The organism is Epibacterium sp. ABZ3_068 (assembly GCF_056159265.1).
The window spans coordinates 1,949,101-1,965,293 of sequence record NZ_JBSWUV010000001.1 but is presented as its reverse complement, the minus strand read 5'-3'; the positions used below and the strand labels follow the sequence as shown (position 1 = coordinate 1,965,293).

17 protein-coding genes are annotated in these 16,193 nt (G+C 56.7%); 5 read left to right on the top strand and 12 right to left on the bottom strand.

Annotated features, from left to right (window positions below; all coding sequences use genetic code 11):
- Positions 1 to 37: 37 nt before the first annotated feature.
- Both ACXAEW_RS09450 and clpS read right to left on the bottom strand, forming a co-directional pair.
- The gene (locus ACXAEW_RS09450) at positions 38 to 1,027 is read right to left on the bottom strand and encodes a class I SAM-dependent methyltransferase (RefSeq protein ID WP_474941078.1); all 990 of its coding nucleotides are present in this window, start codon (positions 1,025 to 1,027) and stop codon (positions 38 to 40) included.
- 22 nt (positions 1,028 to 1,049) lie between these two features.
- Positions 1,050 to 1,391 carry an ATP-dependent Clp protease adapter ClpS gene (clpS, locus tag ACXAEW_RS09445; protein WP_474943017.1) on the bottom strand — a complete coding sequence of 114 codons (342 nt, stop codon included), beginning with the start codon at positions 1,389 to 1,391 and terminating at the stop codon, positions 1,050 to 1,052.
- 89 nt (positions 1,392 to 1,480) lie between these two features.
- On the opposite strand from clpS, the gene ACXAEW_RS09440 reads away from it, so the two are divergent.
- From ACXAEW_RS09440 to ACXAEW_RS09430, 3 genes are all read left to right on the top strand, one after another.
- Positions 1,481 to 2,191: an HAD family hydrolase gene (locus ACXAEW_RS09440; protein ID WP_474941077.1), complete on the top strand. Its 711-nt coding sequence runs from the start codon at positions 1,481 to 1,483 to the stop codon at positions 2,189 to 2,191.
- Positions 2,192 to 2,203: 12 nt separating this feature from the next.
- On the top strand, positions 2,204 to 2,524 hold the full coding sequence (locus tag ACXAEW_RS09435; RefSeq protein WP_474941076.1) for a hypothetical protein: 321 nt from the start codon (positions 2,204 to 2,206) through the stop codon (positions 2,522 to 2,524).
- A 279-nt stretch (positions 2,525 to 2,803) separates the two neighbouring features.
- A complete protein-coding gene (locus tag ACXAEW_RS09430; protein WP_474941075.1) occupies positions 2,804 to 4,435 on the top strand; it encodes a D-alanyl-D-alanine carboxypeptidase family protein in 1,632 nt (543 codons plus the stop codon).
- Between the two features lie 263 nt (positions 4,436 to 4,698).
- Here the strand turns inward: ACXAEW_RS09430 and ACXAEW_RS09425 are convergent, their stop codons facing one another.
- The 6 genes from ACXAEW_RS09425 to ACXAEW_RS09400 form a co-directional block, all read right to left on the bottom strand.
- Entirely contained in the window at positions 4,699 to 5,733 is a 1,035-nt protein-coding gene (locus ACXAEW_RS09425) for an IS110 family RNA-guided transposase (protein WP_474940969.1), read from the bottom strand.
- A 160-nt stretch (positions 5,734 to 5,893) separates the two neighbouring features.
- Positions 5,894 to 6,052: a cbb3-type cytochrome oxidase assembly protein CcoS gene (gene ccoS, locus ACXAEW_RS09420; RefSeq protein ID WP_474941074.1), complete on the bottom strand. Its 159-nt coding sequence runs from the start codon at positions 6,050 to 6,052 to the stop codon at positions 5,894 to 5,896.
- 18 nt (positions 6,053 to 6,070) lie between these two features.
- On the bottom strand, positions 6,071 to 8,257 hold the full coding sequence (locus ACXAEW_RS09415) for a heavy metal translocating P-type ATPase (protein WP_474941073.1): 2,187 nt from the start codon (positions 8,255 to 8,257) through the stop codon (positions 6,071 to 6,073).
- The gene (locus tag ACXAEW_RS09410; protein ID WP_474941072.1) at positions 8,254 to 8,727 is read right to left on the bottom strand and encodes a FixH family protein; all 474 of its coding nucleotides are present in this window, start codon (positions 8,725 to 8,727) and stop codon (positions 8,254 to 8,256) included. Before ACXAEW_RS09410 ends, ACXAEW_RS09415 begins: the two co-directional genes overlap by 4 nt.
- A gap of 2 nt (positions 8,728 to 8,729) precedes the next feature.
- The gene (gene ccoG / locus ACXAEW_RS09405; RefSeq protein WP_474941071.1) at positions 8,730 to 10,160 is read right to left on the bottom strand and encodes a cytochrome c oxidase accessory protein CcoG; all 1,431 of its coding nucleotides are present in this window, start codon (positions 10,158 to 10,160) and stop codon (positions 8,730 to 8,732) included.
- 139 nt (positions 10,161 to 10,299) lie between these two features.
- Positions 10,300 to 11,172: a LysR family transcriptional regulator gene (locus ACXAEW_RS09400; protein WP_474941070.1), complete on the bottom strand. Its 873-nt coding sequence runs from the start codon at positions 11,170 to 11,172 to the stop codon at positions 10,300 to 10,302.
- A 105-nt stretch (positions 11,173 to 11,277) separates the two neighbouring features.
- On the opposite strand from ACXAEW_RS09400, the gene ACXAEW_RS09395 reads away from it, so the two are divergent.
- A complete protein-coding gene (locus ACXAEW_RS09395; protein WP_474941069.1) occupies positions 11,278 to 11,475 on the top strand; it encodes a hypothetical protein in 198 nt (65 codons plus the stop codon).
- Between the two features lie 190 nt (positions 11,476 to 11,665).
- Here the strand turns inward: ACXAEW_RS09395 and ccoP are convergent, their stop codons facing one another.
- Genes ccoP through ccoN form a run of 4 tightly spaced genes read right to left on the bottom strand, consistent with a single transcriptional unit; the run spans position 11,666 to position 15,075 of the window.
- Positions 11,666 to 12,532 carry a cytochrome-c oxidase, cbb3-type subunit III gene (gene ccoP, locus ACXAEW_RS09390; protein WP_474941068.1) on the bottom strand — a complete coding sequence of 289 codons (867 nt, stop codon included), beginning with the start codon at positions 12,530 to 12,532 and terminating at the stop codon, positions 11,666 to 11,668.
- Positions 12,529 to 12,714 (bottom strand): cbb3-type cytochrome c oxidase subunit 3, encoded by a 186-nt coding sequence (locus ACXAEW_RS09385; RefSeq protein WP_474941067.1) that lies wholly within the window; start codon positions 12,712 to 12,714, stop codon positions 12,529 to 12,531. Before ACXAEW_RS09385 ends, ccoP begins: the two co-directional genes overlap by 4 nt.
- Before the next feature lie 13 nt (positions 12,715 to 12,727).
- Complete coding sequence (gene ccoO / locus ACXAEW_RS09380) at positions 12,728 to 13,456, bottom strand: cytochrome-c oxidase, cbb3-type subunit II (protein ID WP_474941066.1); 729 nt, start codon at positions 13,454 to 13,456, stop codon at positions 12,728 to 12,730.
- Between the two features lie 14 nt (positions 13,457 to 13,470).
- A complete protein-coding gene (gene ccoN / locus ACXAEW_RS09375; protein WP_474941065.1) occupies positions 13,471 to 15,075 on the bottom strand; it encodes a cytochrome-c oxidase, cbb3-type subunit I in 1,605 nt (534 codons plus the stop codon).
- A 182-nt stretch (positions 15,076 to 15,257) separates the two neighbouring features.
- Here ccoN and ACXAEW_RS09370 point away from each other — a divergent pair, with 182 nt between their 5' ends.
- Entirely contained in the window at positions 15,258 to 16,097 is an 840-nt protein-coding gene (locus ACXAEW_RS09370) for a universal stress protein (protein WP_474941064.1), read from the top strand.
- Positions 16,098 to 16,193: the final 96 nt, after the last annotated feature.

The following is a 16,193-nucleotide window of genomic DNA, read 5'->3' as shown; positions in this document are numbered from 1 at the left end:
TATACAGGTTGGGCGCGACTGCAAACCTCACACGCCCCTAAGCTTTTGCGCGGCGCGGGCGTTGTGCATGCAGAATTTTGAACCGGTTATCGCCCGCGATCTCTTCGACCTTGGCAAAGCTCTGCTCCAGCGTCACCTCATAGGGGAGATGCCGGTTCGCCACCATCCAGACCTGACCACCCGGCGTCAGCACTTTGGCCGCTGTGCGAATGAAGGCCTGGCCCAATGCCGGCTCCGCAGCGCGGCCCGTGTGAAACGGCGGGTTCATAATCACTGCATCGCACGGCTCTGGCGCTGTCCAACTGGTTGCATCGGCCCAGTGAAACCGTGCCCGATCATCTGTTACATTCGCGCGGGCGCATTCCAGCGCGATATGGTCGGCTTCCACCAGATGCACTGTTTCAACCGCGTCGCGGGACAGGATTTGCCCGGACAGATACCCCCAACCAGCCCCAAGGTCGGCTACGCGGCGCCCCAGTTTCTTGGGCAATGCCTCAACCAGCATGCGCGAGGCCGGATCGATTCCGTCCGCCGAAAACACACCGGGTGCGGTCTTATGTCCTTCGACCAGCGAGCCTTCGGTTGCCCGCCAATTGGGCAAATCTGCACCACCTTCAATCCAGAAGACTTTGCCGTGAGCTTTGGAGATCGGAGCGGAAGGCGCTGCCAGTTTGCGCAAGTCCTTCAGAAACGAATCAATTCCGTCGGTCTTTGCGCCATCAATCAGAACCGGCCCGTCTGTTGCTGCCGCAGCCTGCGCAATAATATCGCGGGCCTGCGCCTTGGCGCGGGTGGCAAACACAACTGAGGCCACCGCGCGGGTCTCTCCGTCCCAGACAGGCACGCAGTCATACCCAAGAGAGGCGAACCGCTCATACGCCGGACGCAGAGGCTGGATGACCTTGACCCGATCTATGGGCAGCGCAGACAGATCCAAATCAACCGAGGGGTGAAACACAAAAACAGAACCGGTTTCAGGCACGGCAAAACCGCCTGCCTCCAAAGCCAGCGACAGGCGAACGGACATCAACGCGCCCCTTTCTCTTTGATTATTCTTCTTTTTCCATCGTGCATTGCAGCGGATGCTGGTGACGTCTTGCAAAATCCATCACTTGCGCGACCTTTGTCTCTGCAATCTCATGGCTGAAGACACCAACCACGGCGAGACCTTTCTTGTGTACCGCCAGCATGATTTCAAACGCCTGAGCATGTGTCATACCAAAGAAACGCTCCAGCACGATCACCACAAACTCCATCGGAGTGTAGTCATCATTCAGCAGCAAAACTTTGTAACGCGGCGGACGCTGCGTTTTGGGCTTGGTCTTGGTCAGAAGGTCCAGTTCACCTTCGTCATCGGACTTGTCCGACAGCAAAATAGGTTCAAAGGTCATGTGCAGGCCGTCTCGATCCAGCATGGAAATTCTCAGGGCGCTTATATAGCCTTTATTGGCGGCAGGAAAAGACACCGAAGGGAAATAGAATGTCAAAGACGCTCACAACGATAGCTTTTGATGCCGATGATACCCTTTGGCACAACGAACGTTTCTTTCGGGTTACCCAAGACCGTTTTGCGGAACTTTTGATGGACCATACGCCTGGGGACATGGACGCGGCGCAGCTGGATCGCCTGCTTTTGGATGCGGAAACGCGCAATCTGGGCCGGTACGGTTACGGAGTGAAAGGGTTCACCCTCTCGATGATTGAAACCGCAATCGAGGTCACTGATTCACGTGTACCGGCGTCGGTGATCCAAGAGCTGTTGGAAGCCGGTCAAATGATGCTGAGCTATCCAATCGAATTGCTACCACACGCGCGCGAGGCCGTAACCGCGCTGGCCGCAGACCATCACCTCGTTTTGATCACCAAAGGTGACTTGCTCGACCAGGAACGCAAGCTGGCACAGTCCGGTTTGGGTGACTTCTTTAATGCTGTGGAAATCGTATCCAACAAAACGCCTGAGGTTTACGCCGACATCTTCCGCCGCCACGGGCACGCCCCGGAACAAACAATGATGGTCGGAAATTCAATGCGTTCTGACATTCTTCCAGTATTGGCGGCCGGTGGCTGGGCCGCCTTTGTTCCACACGGGCTGGTGTGGGATCACGAACATGCTGAACCACCCGAAAACCACACCCGGTATTTCGAAATTGATGACCTCGGCAAACTTCCGGCGCTTATTGCGCAAGTGTAAAAGGATCGAAACATGCCACAGGCTGACCTCTCTTACTCTGCCGACCTCGATTTCGACGCCACCCAAGCACTGGCCGTGATCGAAGACGTGATCAAGGAAAACGATCCCAGTTCCGGTCTGTGCAAGGGCCGCGCCTATCCCATTGCGGTCTCCCATCACAGCCATGTTTTGCTGCGTCTTGCTGTATTGAAAAAGCCGCATCGTAACGATGCCTTTATGATGGGTCTAAGCGAGGCATTGGCAGCGGCACTGACGCCACTGATTCCAACTGGCACGCTTCTGAACGTGCATCTGGCGTTTCTGTCCCCCTATTATCAATCTGTTCAGGCCTGATCCACCATCGCACCTTGTGGCATCCACGCATCAGTTGCCGATTTGCTGATAGTTTTGCGCCGGAATTTCGCCGATTGTTCAAGTTTTTTTACTTAACAGGGCATTAACAAACCATGCATCTTGTGGAACACAAAACGCCACCCACCAGATGCCGGCCAAACCGATCTTTTGGACCTGACCAGCACAAATCCGCGGCGGTTTATTATTAACCATCCCTGTGTTAGCTTCTTCTCGAGCAAAAAATTCGTCAGCCGAAAATCGGCGACACCAGAGGCAGACATGGCAGATATCGCGCAGGTTCCCAACGCCCGGAAACCACGCCCCTTTAGGGGTATTCTCTTTGTTGCACAACGCGGGGCGCTAGACGGCGCCAGGCGAATCATAGCCAGCCTTTTCTTGTGTCTGTTGACCGTGTCCGCGCTACAGGCCGCTCCCTATGCGGCGATGGTAATGGACGCGCGCACCGGCGAAGTTCTACATTCCCGCAACGCCGACACCCGCCTGCACCCGGCTTCCCTGACCAAGATGATGACGCTCTACATCGCCTTTGAAGCGGTCCGAAATGGTGAAATTACGCTTGATACCAAGGTTAAGATCTCGCGCAACGCAGCTGCGGAACCCCCGTCAAAACTGGGCCTCAAAACCGGACAGAAAATCGCTCTGCGCTATCTGATCCGTGCTGCTGCGATCAAGTCTGGCAATGACGCGGCCACCGCCATCGGTGAGGCGATTTCGGGTTCCGAGGCAGCCTTTGCCCGCCGGATGAACCGAACTGCCAAGGCGCTTGGCATGTCGCGTACAACTTTCAAGAATGCCAATGGACTGACGGCAAAGGGGCACCTTTCGACCGCGCGTGACATGACCATTCTGGGACGTCATATTCTGTATGATTACCCCGAATACTATAACCTCTTTTCACGCACCTCTGCCGATGCAGGGGTACGCACCGTTGCCAACACCAACCGACGCCTTCTCGCCGCCTACAAAGGCGCCGACGGGATTAAAACCGGTTACACCAATGCTGCGGGCTTTAACCTTGTTGCTTCCGCCAAGCGTGGCAATGAGCGCGTCATTGCAACTGTTTTTGGTGGGAAATCGTCAACGTCCCGTAATGCAAAAGTTGCAGAGCTTCTGGACCTCGGTTTCCGTCGCGCCCCAACACATGCGAAACTGCGCAAACCAGCACTTCCTCCCTATCAGGGCAATCAGGGCATTCGCGTTGCAGAAGCCGCGGACGACAGCAGAACGCCGCAAACCGGCAGTGGCAAATCTATCCGTGTCAGCGGATTGGTGCAAACCAGCCTGCGCCCGAAATTGAGACCCGGCCAACCCGCTGAAACAGCACCAACCGTTGCGCCTTCTACGGGCAGCGCCTTCTCGCTTTTGGCGGCCAATAAAACCACGCCGGATCAGACATCCGATCTTCAGGCCAGTATTCAAGATGCGATTGCCGAAGCCGCCGTTGTTGAAGCCGCACAGATCGACGTCTCACCAGCAACTGAGGAAGACGCACAGGTTATTGCTGCGGTTGCCTCTGTCGGTGAACAGCGATTGTCTCTGGTCCAACCTTATCGCAGCGGTTTGCGGCCCCAGGCCCGACCCGACAAATTTATTAACGTAAACAACGAATTGGACGAACCGATCGTTGTCACCCGGCTGTCAACCTCAGGTGGGCGGTATTGGGGCATTAATGTGGGACGCTACACCAACCGCTTTAAGGCAGAAAAAGTTCTGCTGAAAACAGCATTGACCGAAATGTCGACGTTGAACGGATCCTTGCGCAAGGTCGTGAAGTCTCCACGCGGGTTTGACGCGAACTTCCTTGGCATGACCCGTGAAAACGCCGAGTTGGCCTGCCGCCGACTGCAGGCGCGCAACACCCCCTGCGAAACAATTGGCCCCCGCTCCTAAACCCGGCTTCTCTAATTGGGTGTTGGGGTCAAGCTCGTTTTCCTTCATTCTTTTGGGTCAGTGTCGCTCATCCGGGTCACGCTTCTCTTCGCAGTCTGGATGATGCTCTTTGGTGGCATCGCTGCACGCCTATGTCGGATCGGCAGTGGAGAACCTTGCTCTGAGACGCGCTTCAACTTGCGCAACCGACTTTTTCGGCTTCTTCCACAGACCTCGTCCGGTGAGGGACGACCCCGTTAGGATGGGATGGGTTGCGTATTAAGTCATGCCTCGCCTCCTACCTGATCCTGACGAAATTCCGCGCCATCAACCCACATGCGATGCAGCAAGACGGCGCGTTTCCGTGCGACCGCAACAACAGCGCGACGGCGTCCTTTGGTCCGCATCAGTCGCATGCCCCATGATTTGATCTGGGACCCCGCCATCGTGCGCATAAGCAAAGCGTTGGCGGCAGCGTACAGTGTTGCGCGGACATCTCGATCTCCAGCTTTCGATATGCGGCCGGGATTGTCATGTTCGCCAGACTGATAGCGTCGCGGTGTCAGACCAAAATGCGCACCAACAATCCGTGACCGTTTGAAGCGCGTGGGATCATCGACTGCAGCTTTGAAGGTGAGCGAGGCAATCGGCCCGACACCTGGAACCGTCATCATTCGCATGCACCCCTCATCTTGGCTGGCGGCGCGTTTGACCCTGCGATCCAGTTCCCAAAAGTGTTCATACAGGACGACGCGTGCATCTAGCAGCGGCACCAAAGCATGAACCAAAACTTCGTCCATTTCGATCAGTGGCCGTACGACACCGTCAAAGCTGCCGTGCTTCACAGTCATGGGAAGACGAATGCCAAAGATCTTTAATAGCCCACGTACTTCATTGGCGAGGTCCATCGTCTTCTTGAGCAGTGCCTTGCGTGTGCTGAGCAAAGCGCGAACGCCATGCGCTTCGCGGCTCTTCATGTGAACCGGGCTGAACCAACCGGTGCGGAGGACCTGAGCGATGCCACGCGCATCATTCTTGTCTGTCTTGTTGCGCATCGCCGACAGCGCCGCATTGACCTGATGCGCCTCCATACAAACGACGTCAAAACCTGCTGCCTTCAAGCCAAAAAACAGATGTTGGCTCATCGTGCCCGCTTCAAAACCGACCCGTTCAATCGGATGGGGAAACGTTCCAAGCCACTCAGTGATGGCGCGGACCTCGCATGGTAGCTCTCGCTCAAGCAGTACGGTTCCCTTACCATCGACAATGCAAAGCGCACAGGATCGTAGCGATACGTCTATTCCAGAAAAGTATTCCATCTTCTATCTCCCTTGTTCACAGATATCCTGTGATCCTATCGGGAGCTCGACCTCAGAATAGAGGGCAGCCCAATTACGCATGCTTTGAGCCCAAACAACAAAGCAAAAACAAAACCAAAAAAAGGCGCCCAACAGGCGCCCTTTTTCTTTGTGATGGTGGTCAAGGCTTGGGGTGTTCGTCCCAGTCGTCGCTCAGAATCCGGCGAGCATCCCCTTCGGGATCTTCGTACTGACTTGAACGGATCGTATAAATAAAACCCGCAAGCCCCAGCCCACCAAGGATCAGAGAAATCGGGATCAGGTAAGAGACGACGGTCATTGGGTCAGATCATCCAGTTCAACGCAGGCGCAACGCGTTCAGCGAAACGGTAATGGAAGACAGCGACATGGCCAAGGCCGCAATCAAGGGGGTTGCCAATCCTGCCACGGCCAAAGGCACGGCAATTACGTTATAAAGCGTGGCGAGGCGGAAGTTCTCCCGGATGCGCCGCGTTGCTTTCTGCGCCGTCAAACAGGCGTCCGCAATCGGTGCCAGATCGCGACCCAGCAAAACGACATCGGAAGCAACCCGCGCCGCATCCAAGGCCGTCGCCGGAGAGACCGAGACATGGGCAGCCGCCAAAGCTGCCGTGTCGTTCAAGCCATCGCCCACCATCAGCACATTATGGCCCTGCTCAGACAGAGATTGCACCTTTGCCAATTTGCCTTGCGGCAACGCTGCAGAGGACCAGTCCTCTATGCCCAAACGTTGCGCCAAAGCAGCCACGGGACCTTCAGTATCACCAGACAGAAGCAACACGTGCTTTCCGGAAGCTTTCAGAGCAGACACAACCTCCTGCGCGCCTGTACGCAGACTGTCTTCGAAGGTGAAGGCGCAGATTTTTCCGTCTCCGCTGTCAAGGTAAGCTGCGGTTTCGGTCGAAGACGTGCCTCCTACCCATTCTGCGCGCCCAAAACGTACAGGCTGGCCATGAAGCAGCGCCTCCACGCCAAAACCTGGCAGCTCCTCGGCGGCCTGTAATTTGGCAGGCTTGATACCGGCAGCCTTTGCCGACCGCGACAAAGCTTGCGCCAATGGGTGCGATGAGACCTCGGCCAGCGCCAGCGCAATTTCCAGATCGCGGCGGCAATGGTCCCCCATGTTGGTCACTTCGGGCGTGCCTTCGGTCAGCGTACCGGTTTTGTCAAAGATGACGGTGTCCACCTCGGCCAGCCGTTCCAGTGCCGTTGCGTTCTTGATCAACAGCCCTTTCTTAAACAACCGGCCGGATGCAGCGGTGGTTACCGCCGGAACGGCAAGGCCCAACGCGCAAGGACAGGTGATGATCAGAACCGCGGCGGCGATATTCAGTGCCATGCGCGTATCATAGGTCCAGAGGAACCAGCCGACAAATGACAGGGCCGACAGGATGTGAACACCCGGCGCATATAGTTTGGCCGCCTTATCCGCGAGCGAGGTATAACGCGACCGGCCGCTTTCGGCGATTGCCACCAGATCCGCCATGCGGTGGAGTGAGGTTTCTTCGCCCACAGCCGTTGCGCGCACGGTCAAAGGCCCGGTCAGGTTCACCTCGCCCGCCGATACGACCTGTCCGGGCTCGGCAAATACAGGCACGGTTTCACCAGTCAAAAGTGAGCGATCCAATTCAGAACGACCCTCCTGGATCACCCCGTCAACGGGCATCCGACCACCGGGTCTGACCAACACGTGATCGCCCACAGACAGCTCTGTTACCGCAACTTCTGTCTCTTCTCCATCCAAGACCCGAATGGCCCGGGGCACTTCCAGAGCGGCCAATTCTTCGGCTGCCGAGCGCGCAACAGCCCGAGTGCGCTGATCCAGATAGCGACCAGCCAGCAGAAAGAACGTCAGCGTCAAGGCCGCGTCAAAATAGGCGTGTTCTCCCCCCAGACTCGTTTCCCAAAGGGACGTCACCAATGCCAGTACCAACGCCAAAACAATCGGAACATCCATATTCAGGCGGCGGACACGCAGGGCCGCCCAGGCATTTACAAAAAACGGCTTCCCGGCATAGGCCACAGCCGGAAGCGAGATCGCTGCTGAAATCCAGTGAAACATATCCCGCGTTGCGTCGGTCGCACCGGACCACACCGAAATAGACAGCAGCATCACATTCATCGAGGCAAAGCCCGCAACCGCAAGGCGCATCGCAAGATCGCGCCCTACTTTGTCCGTTGCCGTGCTGGAAAGTTGCGCCAGATCCAGTTCGTGCGCTTCGTAGCCTAACCCTTCGACCACTGGGATCAGATCAGCTGCGTGCAGGTCTGGGTCTGCCTCAATTAAAGCCCGTTTCAGCGTCAGATTCACGCGGGCAGAACGGATCCCGGGCACCTCGGCCAATCCGCGCTCCACTTTGGAGATACAGGCCTGACAGTGGATCGTCGGCAACGAAAGCGCCAGCCGCGCCTCAGTGGGCGCGGTATCTATTGCTTCGCTTGGCGCTGCAATGCAGCCTGGGCAGACCGCAAGATGTGACTGGTGGGGATCTGCGTTGGCGCTCATTCCTTGTCCTCACGCACATGAATGATCACTCGCTGCGTGAACTCGGTCCCGTCGGTGGCGCGTGCGACCATCCGCAGGTTCCAATTGCCATCGCCAACAGTGACAGGCGCTACATAGGCGCTGCCGTCAAAGGTGAACTCGGGTGTTTGGTCGTCCTTCACGTGAGTGGCCCGTCCAAAGGTCGCGTTCAGCTTGGCAACTTCCACCGGTTGCCCCTCCCGATCCGTGATGGACAGGCGCAGGATGTTATCCTGCACCTCGGCCCAGATCTCCCATCCCAGCGCTTCCTGAGCGTGGCGGCGTGCATCAAACTCCTGGCTTGCAACATAGGAGTTCGCAACCTCCAGTCCGGGGAAGGTCTTCACCGCTTTGACCGCCAGGGTGATGTTTACTGCGATGATAATCGCAAAGGCTCCGGCAAAGATCATAAATGCATGGCGACCGGTAAATTCGCGTTGCGGCTTGTCCATCGTTACTGCCCTCGTCCGTTAAAGGTGCTGTCTTTGTAGGCGCGTTCACCGCTCTCCAGATCTTCGACCCAGATACGCACATCAGTGGCCTCGCCGGATGCAGGTTCCGTCCCCTTTGGCGCAATCACATAGACACGCTGCAGATGCGCTGCATCCGCAGGCACGTCTACGACTGTGTCGTCTTCATTTTCCAATTCGATACGATAGGCGGGATCGCCGCTTACCGTGACCTCAAATTGGCGGACTTCGCCGTGTTTGTTCCGCAGGCGTACGTCATAGGTGTTGCGGATCGATCCGTCAGACAGCGTCACATAGGTTGGGTTACGCACCGGGGCGACCGTCAGATCGACCTCGGGCCGGATGAACAGCGCATAGACCAGTGCCACCCCCACCATCGACCACATTACCGTGTACAAAATGGTGCGCGGCCGCAGGATATGGGACCAGACCGGTTTTGCCTTTTGCCCAGCTTTTTCACGTCCTTCGTCAGACAGCGCCATATAGTCGATCAGACCGCGCGGTTTTCCCAGCTTGGCCATAATGTCATCACAGGCATCAATACACAGCGCACAGGTGATACATTCCAGCTGCTGGCCGTCGCGGATGTCGATCCCCATCGGGCAAACATTCACGCAGGCCATACAGTCCACGCAATCGCCCTTTTGCTCGGCATCCTCGGATTTACGGTGTTTGCCACGGGGTTCCCCGCGCCAAGAACGATAACCTACGGTCAGCGTATCTTCGTCCATCATTGCAGCCTGAATACGCGGCCAGGGGCAGGCATAGATACAGATTTGCTCCCGCGCAAAGCCACCAAACAGGAAGGTGGTAAAAGTCAGGATCGCAATTGTGGAATAGGCAATCGGGTGCGCCTGCCCTGTCACCAGATCAACTGCCAGGGTTGGAGCATCGGCAAAGTAGAACACCCAAGCGCCGCCAGTGGCGAGACCGATCAGCAACCAAGCCACCCACTTGGTGATCCGCAAGCGGATCTTGCGAAGGTCAAGTTTTTCCTGCCGGTGCAAACGCAGACGCGCGTTGCGATCGCCTTCGATCCAGCGCTCTACCAGCATGTAGAGATCGGTCCACACGGTCTGTGGGCAGGTATATCCACACCAGACACGCCCCAAAGCCGAGGTGAACAGAAACAGCCCCAACCCCGCCATAATCAGCAGACCCGCAACAAAATAGAACTCGTGCGGCCAGATTTCGATCCAGAAGAAATAGAAACGGCGATTGGCCAGGTCCACCAAAACCGCCTGATCTGGCAGGTTCGGCCCCCGATCCCAACGCAGAAACGGAGTTAGGTAGTAAATACCAAGGGTCACCGCCATGATGATCCACTTCAGGTTCCGAAACTTGCCGGAAACCCGGCGCGGGAAAATCGGCTCCCTGGCGGCATAAAGGCTGGGGGTCGGGCTGGAATCGCTCACGGGCGTGCTCCAAGAATAACTGCATTACCAAGCCGACTTCTGCCAAATATGCGATTTTCAGACTTTGACGTGGATCAAAATGGGTATGGCCAATGGATGTTTTGGGGCCGTACTCCCTGCGCGGATTGTCGCGGCACGGCTAAATTTGGCCCTGCCGCCGCAGCCAAGCCACAAAGTGCCGGGCAGAGCTGCGCATGTCTCCCGGTCGCGTAACGATGTGATACCCGCAGTCGTCTTCCTCATGGAACAGCTCTGTCAGACGGCCGCTGTCAAGCTCATCCTGAACAAAATCCCGGATTTTGACAGCCACCCCCTGACCGCTCAACACCGCCTCCAGAAGCAAATTACCCGGCACGCGAATTCTTGGACCACGAAGATCCGCCTCTACGCCGCGCCCGCGCAACCAGGACGACGCCTCAGTGGTGCCTAACTCTTCAACCCATGGCAGATCCAGCAGGTCTTCTGGCTTGGTGATCGTCTGGCAATTCAGCAGCTTTGGCGCAGCTGTCACAATGCGCTGGACCGGCAACAACATTTCGGCCTCGAGACCCGGCCATTGGCCATCGCCGTACCGAATGGCAAGATCAAACCCGCCACTGCGCATGTCGACAACGGCGCCTGTCGGATCCAGGACAAGATCAATTTCAGGATGTTTCTCGCGAAAGTCCGAAAGGCGCGGCATCAGCCATTTGGCGGCGAACATAGGCGTACAAGTGATGTGAACTGGACGCGTATCGCCATGTTTGGCAATCTCCCGGACCGTTGTTTCGATCGCCCCGAACCCCAAATGCAGCGCCTGTGCCAGTTTGTGCCCCGCAAGTGTCAGTTCCAGAGCACGCCCCTGGCGGTCCACAAGCGCCACATCCAGATGCTTTTCCAACGCCCTGATTTGCTGGCTGATTGCTGCATGACTGACATTGAGACTGGCCCCCGCCTCGGCGACGCCTCCCTGTTCAGCAAAGGCCGAAAAGGCCCGCAGCGCAGACAGGGGCGGCATTTTCATCCAGTCCATACTTAACCTCAACTTACATATCGAAATTCTATTTGAGTCGCATGCCCCGCCATAATGAGCAAGGGTAGACGTCAGTTAACACCGGCCAGACAAAGGAGAAAGATCATGTTGACCAGCGTTTACTCTCATGTGTTCCTGACAGCAGCAGGTTTCAATACCGACAGTCTGCCACCAATTGATGACAGCATTCCGAAAAGGCGGAAAAAACGCCGTTTTAAGTTTGAAGTTTGGAAAAAAGTGACGCCAGTGCTCCGGGAAACGCGCGAACAATACGGAGCACCGGCGTCGAAATCGTGCCAATAGAGAAGCACGAAAAGCGAAGGATCTGCTTTGGGCGCTGGTTCAGAACCAGCACATGATCCACATGTACTTGTCCCATGATCCCGTCGAGGGGACCTTGATCTGCGTCAAACCGGCGGAAAATTCTGACTAACATATCCCAAACAAAAAAGGGCCGCCCAAGGGCGGCCCGATCTGCTTTTGAAACTTGCGGTTATTCACCGCCACCCAGCTGGTGAACATAGGCGGTAACCGCGCGGATTTCAGCCTCGCTCAAACGACCGGACCAGGGCGGCATCACACCAAAACGGGCGTTGGTGATGGTTGCCACGACATCCTCATAGGACCCGCCATAGAGCCAGATCGCATCCGCCAGGTTCGGCGCACCCTGAGAGATGTCACCTTCGGCGCTTTCACCATGGCAAGACGCGCAATTGTCGGCAAACAGGACCTTGCCATCCGCCACAACAGACGCATCCTGCGGGTCACCGGACAGCGATACGACATAGTTAGCAATCGCGGCGATCTCACCTTTTTCCAGCAACTCATCGCGACCAAAGGCGGGCATTTGAGAATAGCGCGCGTCGTCATCTTCTTCGTTGCGGATACCGTGTGTGACCGTGGTCTGGATCTCCTCGATGGTCCCTCCCCACAGCCAGTCGTCGTCCAACAGGTTGGGATAGCCGACTGCACCAGCCGCGCCAGAACCGTGGCACTGGGCGCACCAGGTTTTGAACACCGCAGCACCGGCTGAAACCGCGTAACCATGCAGATCCGGATCAGCGGTCAGCGCCGTCATATCTGCGGCCTCCAGACGTGCGTTGATTGGGCCGTTGGCCTCTTCAACGGCGGCAATCTCGGATGCTACATCGCCGCGGGTCGACCAGCCCAGCAGGCCGGATGTTGCTGAATTCACAAGCGGCCAGGCAGGAAAGGCAATCGTGTATCCAACCGCCCAGATGATGCAGAGGTAGAAGGTCCACAGCCACCAACGTGGCATCGGATTGTCGAATTCCTCGATCCCGTCCCAGGAATGACCTGTGGTTGGGACATCGTGAGGTTTGACCGGTTTCTTACTCATGTCCGGGTCTCCTCGGGCTCGGCGGGTTTATCCGCATGGCGAAAAGGGATATCGGCGGTGTCGGAATAGACCTTGCTGCTGCCGGGCCGGAAGGCCCAGACAACAACGCCGATAAAGAAAGTGAACAGCAGCAAAAGCATCCAGCTGTCTGCGAACTGCCTCAGGAGCGTATAAGATTCCATCTTTTCCCCTCCCTTAGCGGCTGGCGTCTGGGGTGAAGGTCGAGAAGTCGACCAGCGTTCCCAGCATTTGCAGATAGGCAATCAGCGCATCGGCTTCGGAAACACCGGGCTGGCCATCAAAGTTGCGCACATTGATGTCTTCACCATAGCGTTCCAGCAGACCGTCATAGTCGCTGTCCGGGTCAGCTTGGACACGGAAATCGATCTGCGCTTGCGCAACCATATCGTCAGTATAAGGCACGCCAACAATCGCTTGGGTCGCCATGAGGTCGCCAATGTACTCACCTTCAAGCATAGTGCGTTCCAGGAAGCCATATTTCGGCATCACGGATTCCGGCACCACCGACTGCGGATCCCGCAGGTGGTCCACATGCCAATCGTCCGAGTAACGGCCACCCACACGGGCCAGATCAGGCCCGGTGCGTTTGGACCCCCACTGGAACGGATGGTCATACATGGACTCTGCCGCCAGGGAGTAGTGACCATAGCGTTCGACCTCATCTCGCATCGGGCGGATCATCTGACTGTGGCAGACATAACAGCCTTCGCGGATGTAGACCTCGCGCCCCGCCAGCTCTAGCGGCGTGTAGGGGCGCATGCCCTCGACCTTCTCGATGGTGTTTTCCAGGTAGAACAACGGGGTGATCTGAACCAGACCGCCAATTGTCACCACGAGGAAAGAGAAGACCAGCAGGAGTGTTGCGTTGGTTTCGAGGATCTTGTGTTTATCAAGAATTGCCATCTCTCCGGCCCTCCTTATTCAGCCGGGACTGCAACCGACAGGCTGGCTTCTTTAGCCGGGGCCTTACGGACAGTCATCCAGAGGTTGTAGCACATGATCAGCGCACCGCTGAGGTACATGACCCCACCCAGACCGCGCACCACATACATCGGGAACTTCGCGGCAACGGTGTCAGCGAAAGAGTTCACCAGGAACCCGTTGGCATCCACTTCACGCCACATCAGGCCTTCCATGATACCGGTCACCCACATCGACGCGGCGTAGAGCACGATGCCGATGGTGGCGAGCCAGAAGTGCCAGCTGACAAGTGACAGCGAATACAGGCGATCACGTTTCCACAGAACCGGTGTCAGATAGTAGAGCGCCCCAAAGGTGATCATACCGTTCCAACCCAGCGCACCGGAGTGCACGTGACCAATGGTCCAGTCGGTGTAATGCGACAGCGAGTTCACAGCGCGGATCGACATCATCGGGCCTTCGAATGTGGACATGCCGTAGAACGCAACCGAGATCACAAGCATCCGCAGTACAGGGTCGGTACGCAGTTTGTCCCAGGCACCAGACAGGGTCATCAGACCGTTGATCATGCCGCCCCAGCTCGGCATCCAAAGAACGATCGAGAACACCATGCCAAGGGTCGACGCCCAATCCGGCAGCGCGGTGTAATGCAAGTGGTGCGGACCCGCCCAGATGTAGATAAAGATCAGCGCCCAGAAGTGGATGATCGACAGCTTATAACTGAAGACCGGACGTTCCGCCTGTTTCGGGATGAAATAGTACATCATCCCCAAAAATCCCGCGGTCAGGAAGAAGCCCACAGCGTTGTGACCGTACCACCACTGCACCATTGCATCCTGCACACCGGGCCAGACGATCACGGATTTCGAACCCCAGATCGATACAGGAATGGTCAGGTTGTTGACCACATGCAGCATCGCAACGGTGACGATAAACGCGAGGTAGAACCAGTTCGCCACATAGATATGCGGCTCACGGCGCTTGATGATGGTTCCCAGATACACCGCCAGATAGCAAACCCAGACGATAGTCAGCCAAAGGTCCACATACCATTCCGGCTCAGCGTATTCTTTGGACTGGGTGCCGCCCAGCAGGTAGCCTGTCGCTGCCAGCACAATAAAAAGCTGATACCCCCAGAACACGAACCAGGCGAGGTTCCCGCCCCAAAGCCGCGCAGCCGAGGTCCGTTGCACCACAAAGAACGATGAGGCCAAAAGCGCGTTGCCGCCAAAAGCAAAAATCACCGCCGAGGTGTGTAGCGGGCGCAGACGGCCAAAGTTGGCGTAGCCTTCGGCCCAGTTAAAATTCAGCGCCGGAAACGCGAGCTGAAACGCAATAAACGTCCCCGCCAGAAATCCGACAACACCCCAGAAAGCGGTGGCGATCACACCCGCGCGCACAACGCCATCCAGGTATTCGTGTGTTGGTACAGGTGCCCGTGGCTCATCTGTCTGGCGCAAAGTGTGAAGGAACAGACCTCCCGCCACCAGCATGATGATCACAGCATGCACCTGATAGGCCAAATCGCGTGCAAAATTGATCCCTATCATCGCAAAAAGCGTTATGAGACCAAGCACTATCAGCTTGATATAGTTAGACATTTCTCGTCCCTTTACCTTGCCCTTGCCGATTCTCTTAGGCGACTTCGGGCGGTTTCAGACCGCAGGCTTGATGCCTCAATCAGAAAAAGAGAGCCTTGATCTGCATCAAAACTCCGACAATCGAACCATGGCATTGATAGGTGAGAAACGTGCGATCCCCCTTGAACCGTATGAGGTGCAAGATGTGCTATAAGACTTTGTTGACCGTTATCAGTGATGCGGAGCGGGCCAAGGCCCCGTTGGACCAAACCAGCGTGTTGGCGCGCCGCTTTGACGCCCACACTGATGCTCTCTGCCTGGGAATAGACCGAAGCCAGACCAGTTATGATTATGGCATGGCCAACGCGATGATTCTGCAGCAGTCCCTGCAAGTTGCACGGGACGAAGCGACCTCGCTACAGGCCTTTGCCGAAGAACACCTTGGCCGCGAGGGACTTCCCTTTGCCATCACAAGCAGCGTCGCCCCTGTGGGTGAGATTACCCGCAATGTCGCCCGCCGTGGTCGGTTTTGCGATCTGATGGTTGTGGCAAAACCCTATGGCGTCGGAGCTCCCATAGAAGGCGAGGCGATTGTAGAAGCTGGCCTGTTTGAAAGTGCCGCGCCCGTTCTGGTAGTTCCGGAAAGCGCCAAACCCATGACTGAGACGAAACGCATTCTGATCGGCTGGAATGAAAGTGCCGAAGCCTTGTCGGCTGTGCGCAAAGCCATGCCCTTCCTGAAGGCTGCGGACAATGTGCATGTGGTGGTCATCGACCCGCCGCGCCATGGGCCTGATCGATCGGATCCTGGTGGGCTCTTGTGCCAAATGCTGGCCCGACATGGCGTCGTCTGCGAAGTGAATGTTCTGGCCAAGTCCCTGCCCCGCACGGCAGACGTGCTGATGCGTCATGCAGAAGACACAAATTCGGATCTGTTGGTGATGGGCGCTTATGGGCACTCCCGTTTCCGCGAAGCTATTTTGGGCGGCGCAACACGCAACATCTTGAAGGCGGCAGACCGGCCCGTACTCATGGCTCATTGATAGAAGCCACCAAGATCTGTTCACAGGATGCCGTTACATTCTGCATCCTGTTACGAGGTACAGGGTCTTTGAGTGAGCCGCATGTTTTCAACCTAT

What these genes read in the sequence shown, in the direction of transcription:
- ACXAEW_RS09450 (WP_474941078.1), bottom strand. Translation starts at nt 1,027, where the DNA reads ATGTCCGTTCGCCTGTCGCTGGCTTTGGAGGCAGGCGGTTTTGCCGTG.
- clpS (WP_474943017.1), bottom strand. Translation starts at nt 1,391, where the DNA reads ATGACCTTTGAACCTATTTTGCTGTCGGACAAGTCCGATGACGAAGGT.
- ACXAEW_RS09440 (WP_474941077.1), top strand. Translation starts at nt 1,481, where the DNA reads ATGTCAAAGACGCTCACAACGATAGCTTTTGATGCCGATGATACCCTT.
- ACXAEW_RS09435 (WP_474941076.1), top strand. Translation starts at nt 2,204, where the DNA reads ATGCCACAGGCTGACCTCTCTTACTCTGCCGACCTCGATTTCGACGCC.
- ACXAEW_RS09430 (WP_474941075.1), top strand. Translation starts at nt 2,804, where the DNA reads ATGGCAGATATCGCGCAGGTTCCCAACGCCCGGAAACCACGCCCCTTT.
- ACXAEW_RS09425 (WP_474940969.1), bottom strand. Translation starts at nt 5,733, where the DNA reads ATGGAATACTTTTCTGGAATAGACGTATCGCTACGATCCTGTGCGCTT.
- ccoS (WP_474941074.1), bottom strand. Translation starts at nt 6,052, where the DNA reads ATGACCGTCGTCTCTTACCTGATCCCGATTTCTCTGATCCTTGGTGGG.
- ACXAEW_RS09415 (WP_474941073.1), bottom strand. Translation starts at nt 8,257, where the DNA reads ATGAGCGCCAACGCAGATCCCCACCAGTCACATCTTGCGGTCTGCCCA.
- ACXAEW_RS09410 (WP_474941072.1), bottom strand. Translation starts at nt 8,727, where the DNA reads ATGGACAAGCCGCAACGCGAATTTACCGGTCGCCATGCATTTATGATC.
- ACXAEW_RS09400 (WP_474941070.1), bottom strand. Translation starts at nt 11,172, where the DNA reads ATGGACTGGATGAAAATGCCGCCCCTGTCTGCGCTGCGGGCCTTTTCG.
- ACXAEW_RS09395 (WP_474941069.1), top strand. Translation starts at nt 11,278, where the DNA reads ATGTTGACCAGCGTTTACTCTCATGTGTTCCTGACAGCAGCAGGTTTC.
- ccoP (WP_474941068.1), bottom strand. Translation starts at nt 12,532, where the DNA reads ATGAGTAAGAAACCGGTCAAACCTCACGATGTCCCAACCACAGGTCAT.
- ACXAEW_RS09385 (WP_474941067.1), bottom strand. Translation starts at nt 12,714, where the DNA reads ATGGAATCTTATACGCTCCTGAGGCAGTTCGCAGACAGCTGGATGCTT.
- ccoO (WP_474941066.1), bottom strand. Translation starts at nt 13,456, where the DNA reads ATGGCAATTCTTGATAAACACAAGATCCTCGAAACCAACGCAACACTC.
- ccoN (WP_474941065.1), bottom strand. Translation starts at nt 15,075, where the DNA reads ATGTCTAACTATATCAAGCTGATAGTGCTTGGTCTCATAACGCTTTTT.
- ACXAEW_RS09370 (WP_474941064.1), top strand. Translation starts at nt 15,258, where the DNA reads ATGTGCTATAAGACTTTGTTGACCGTTATCAGTGATGCGGAGCGGGCC.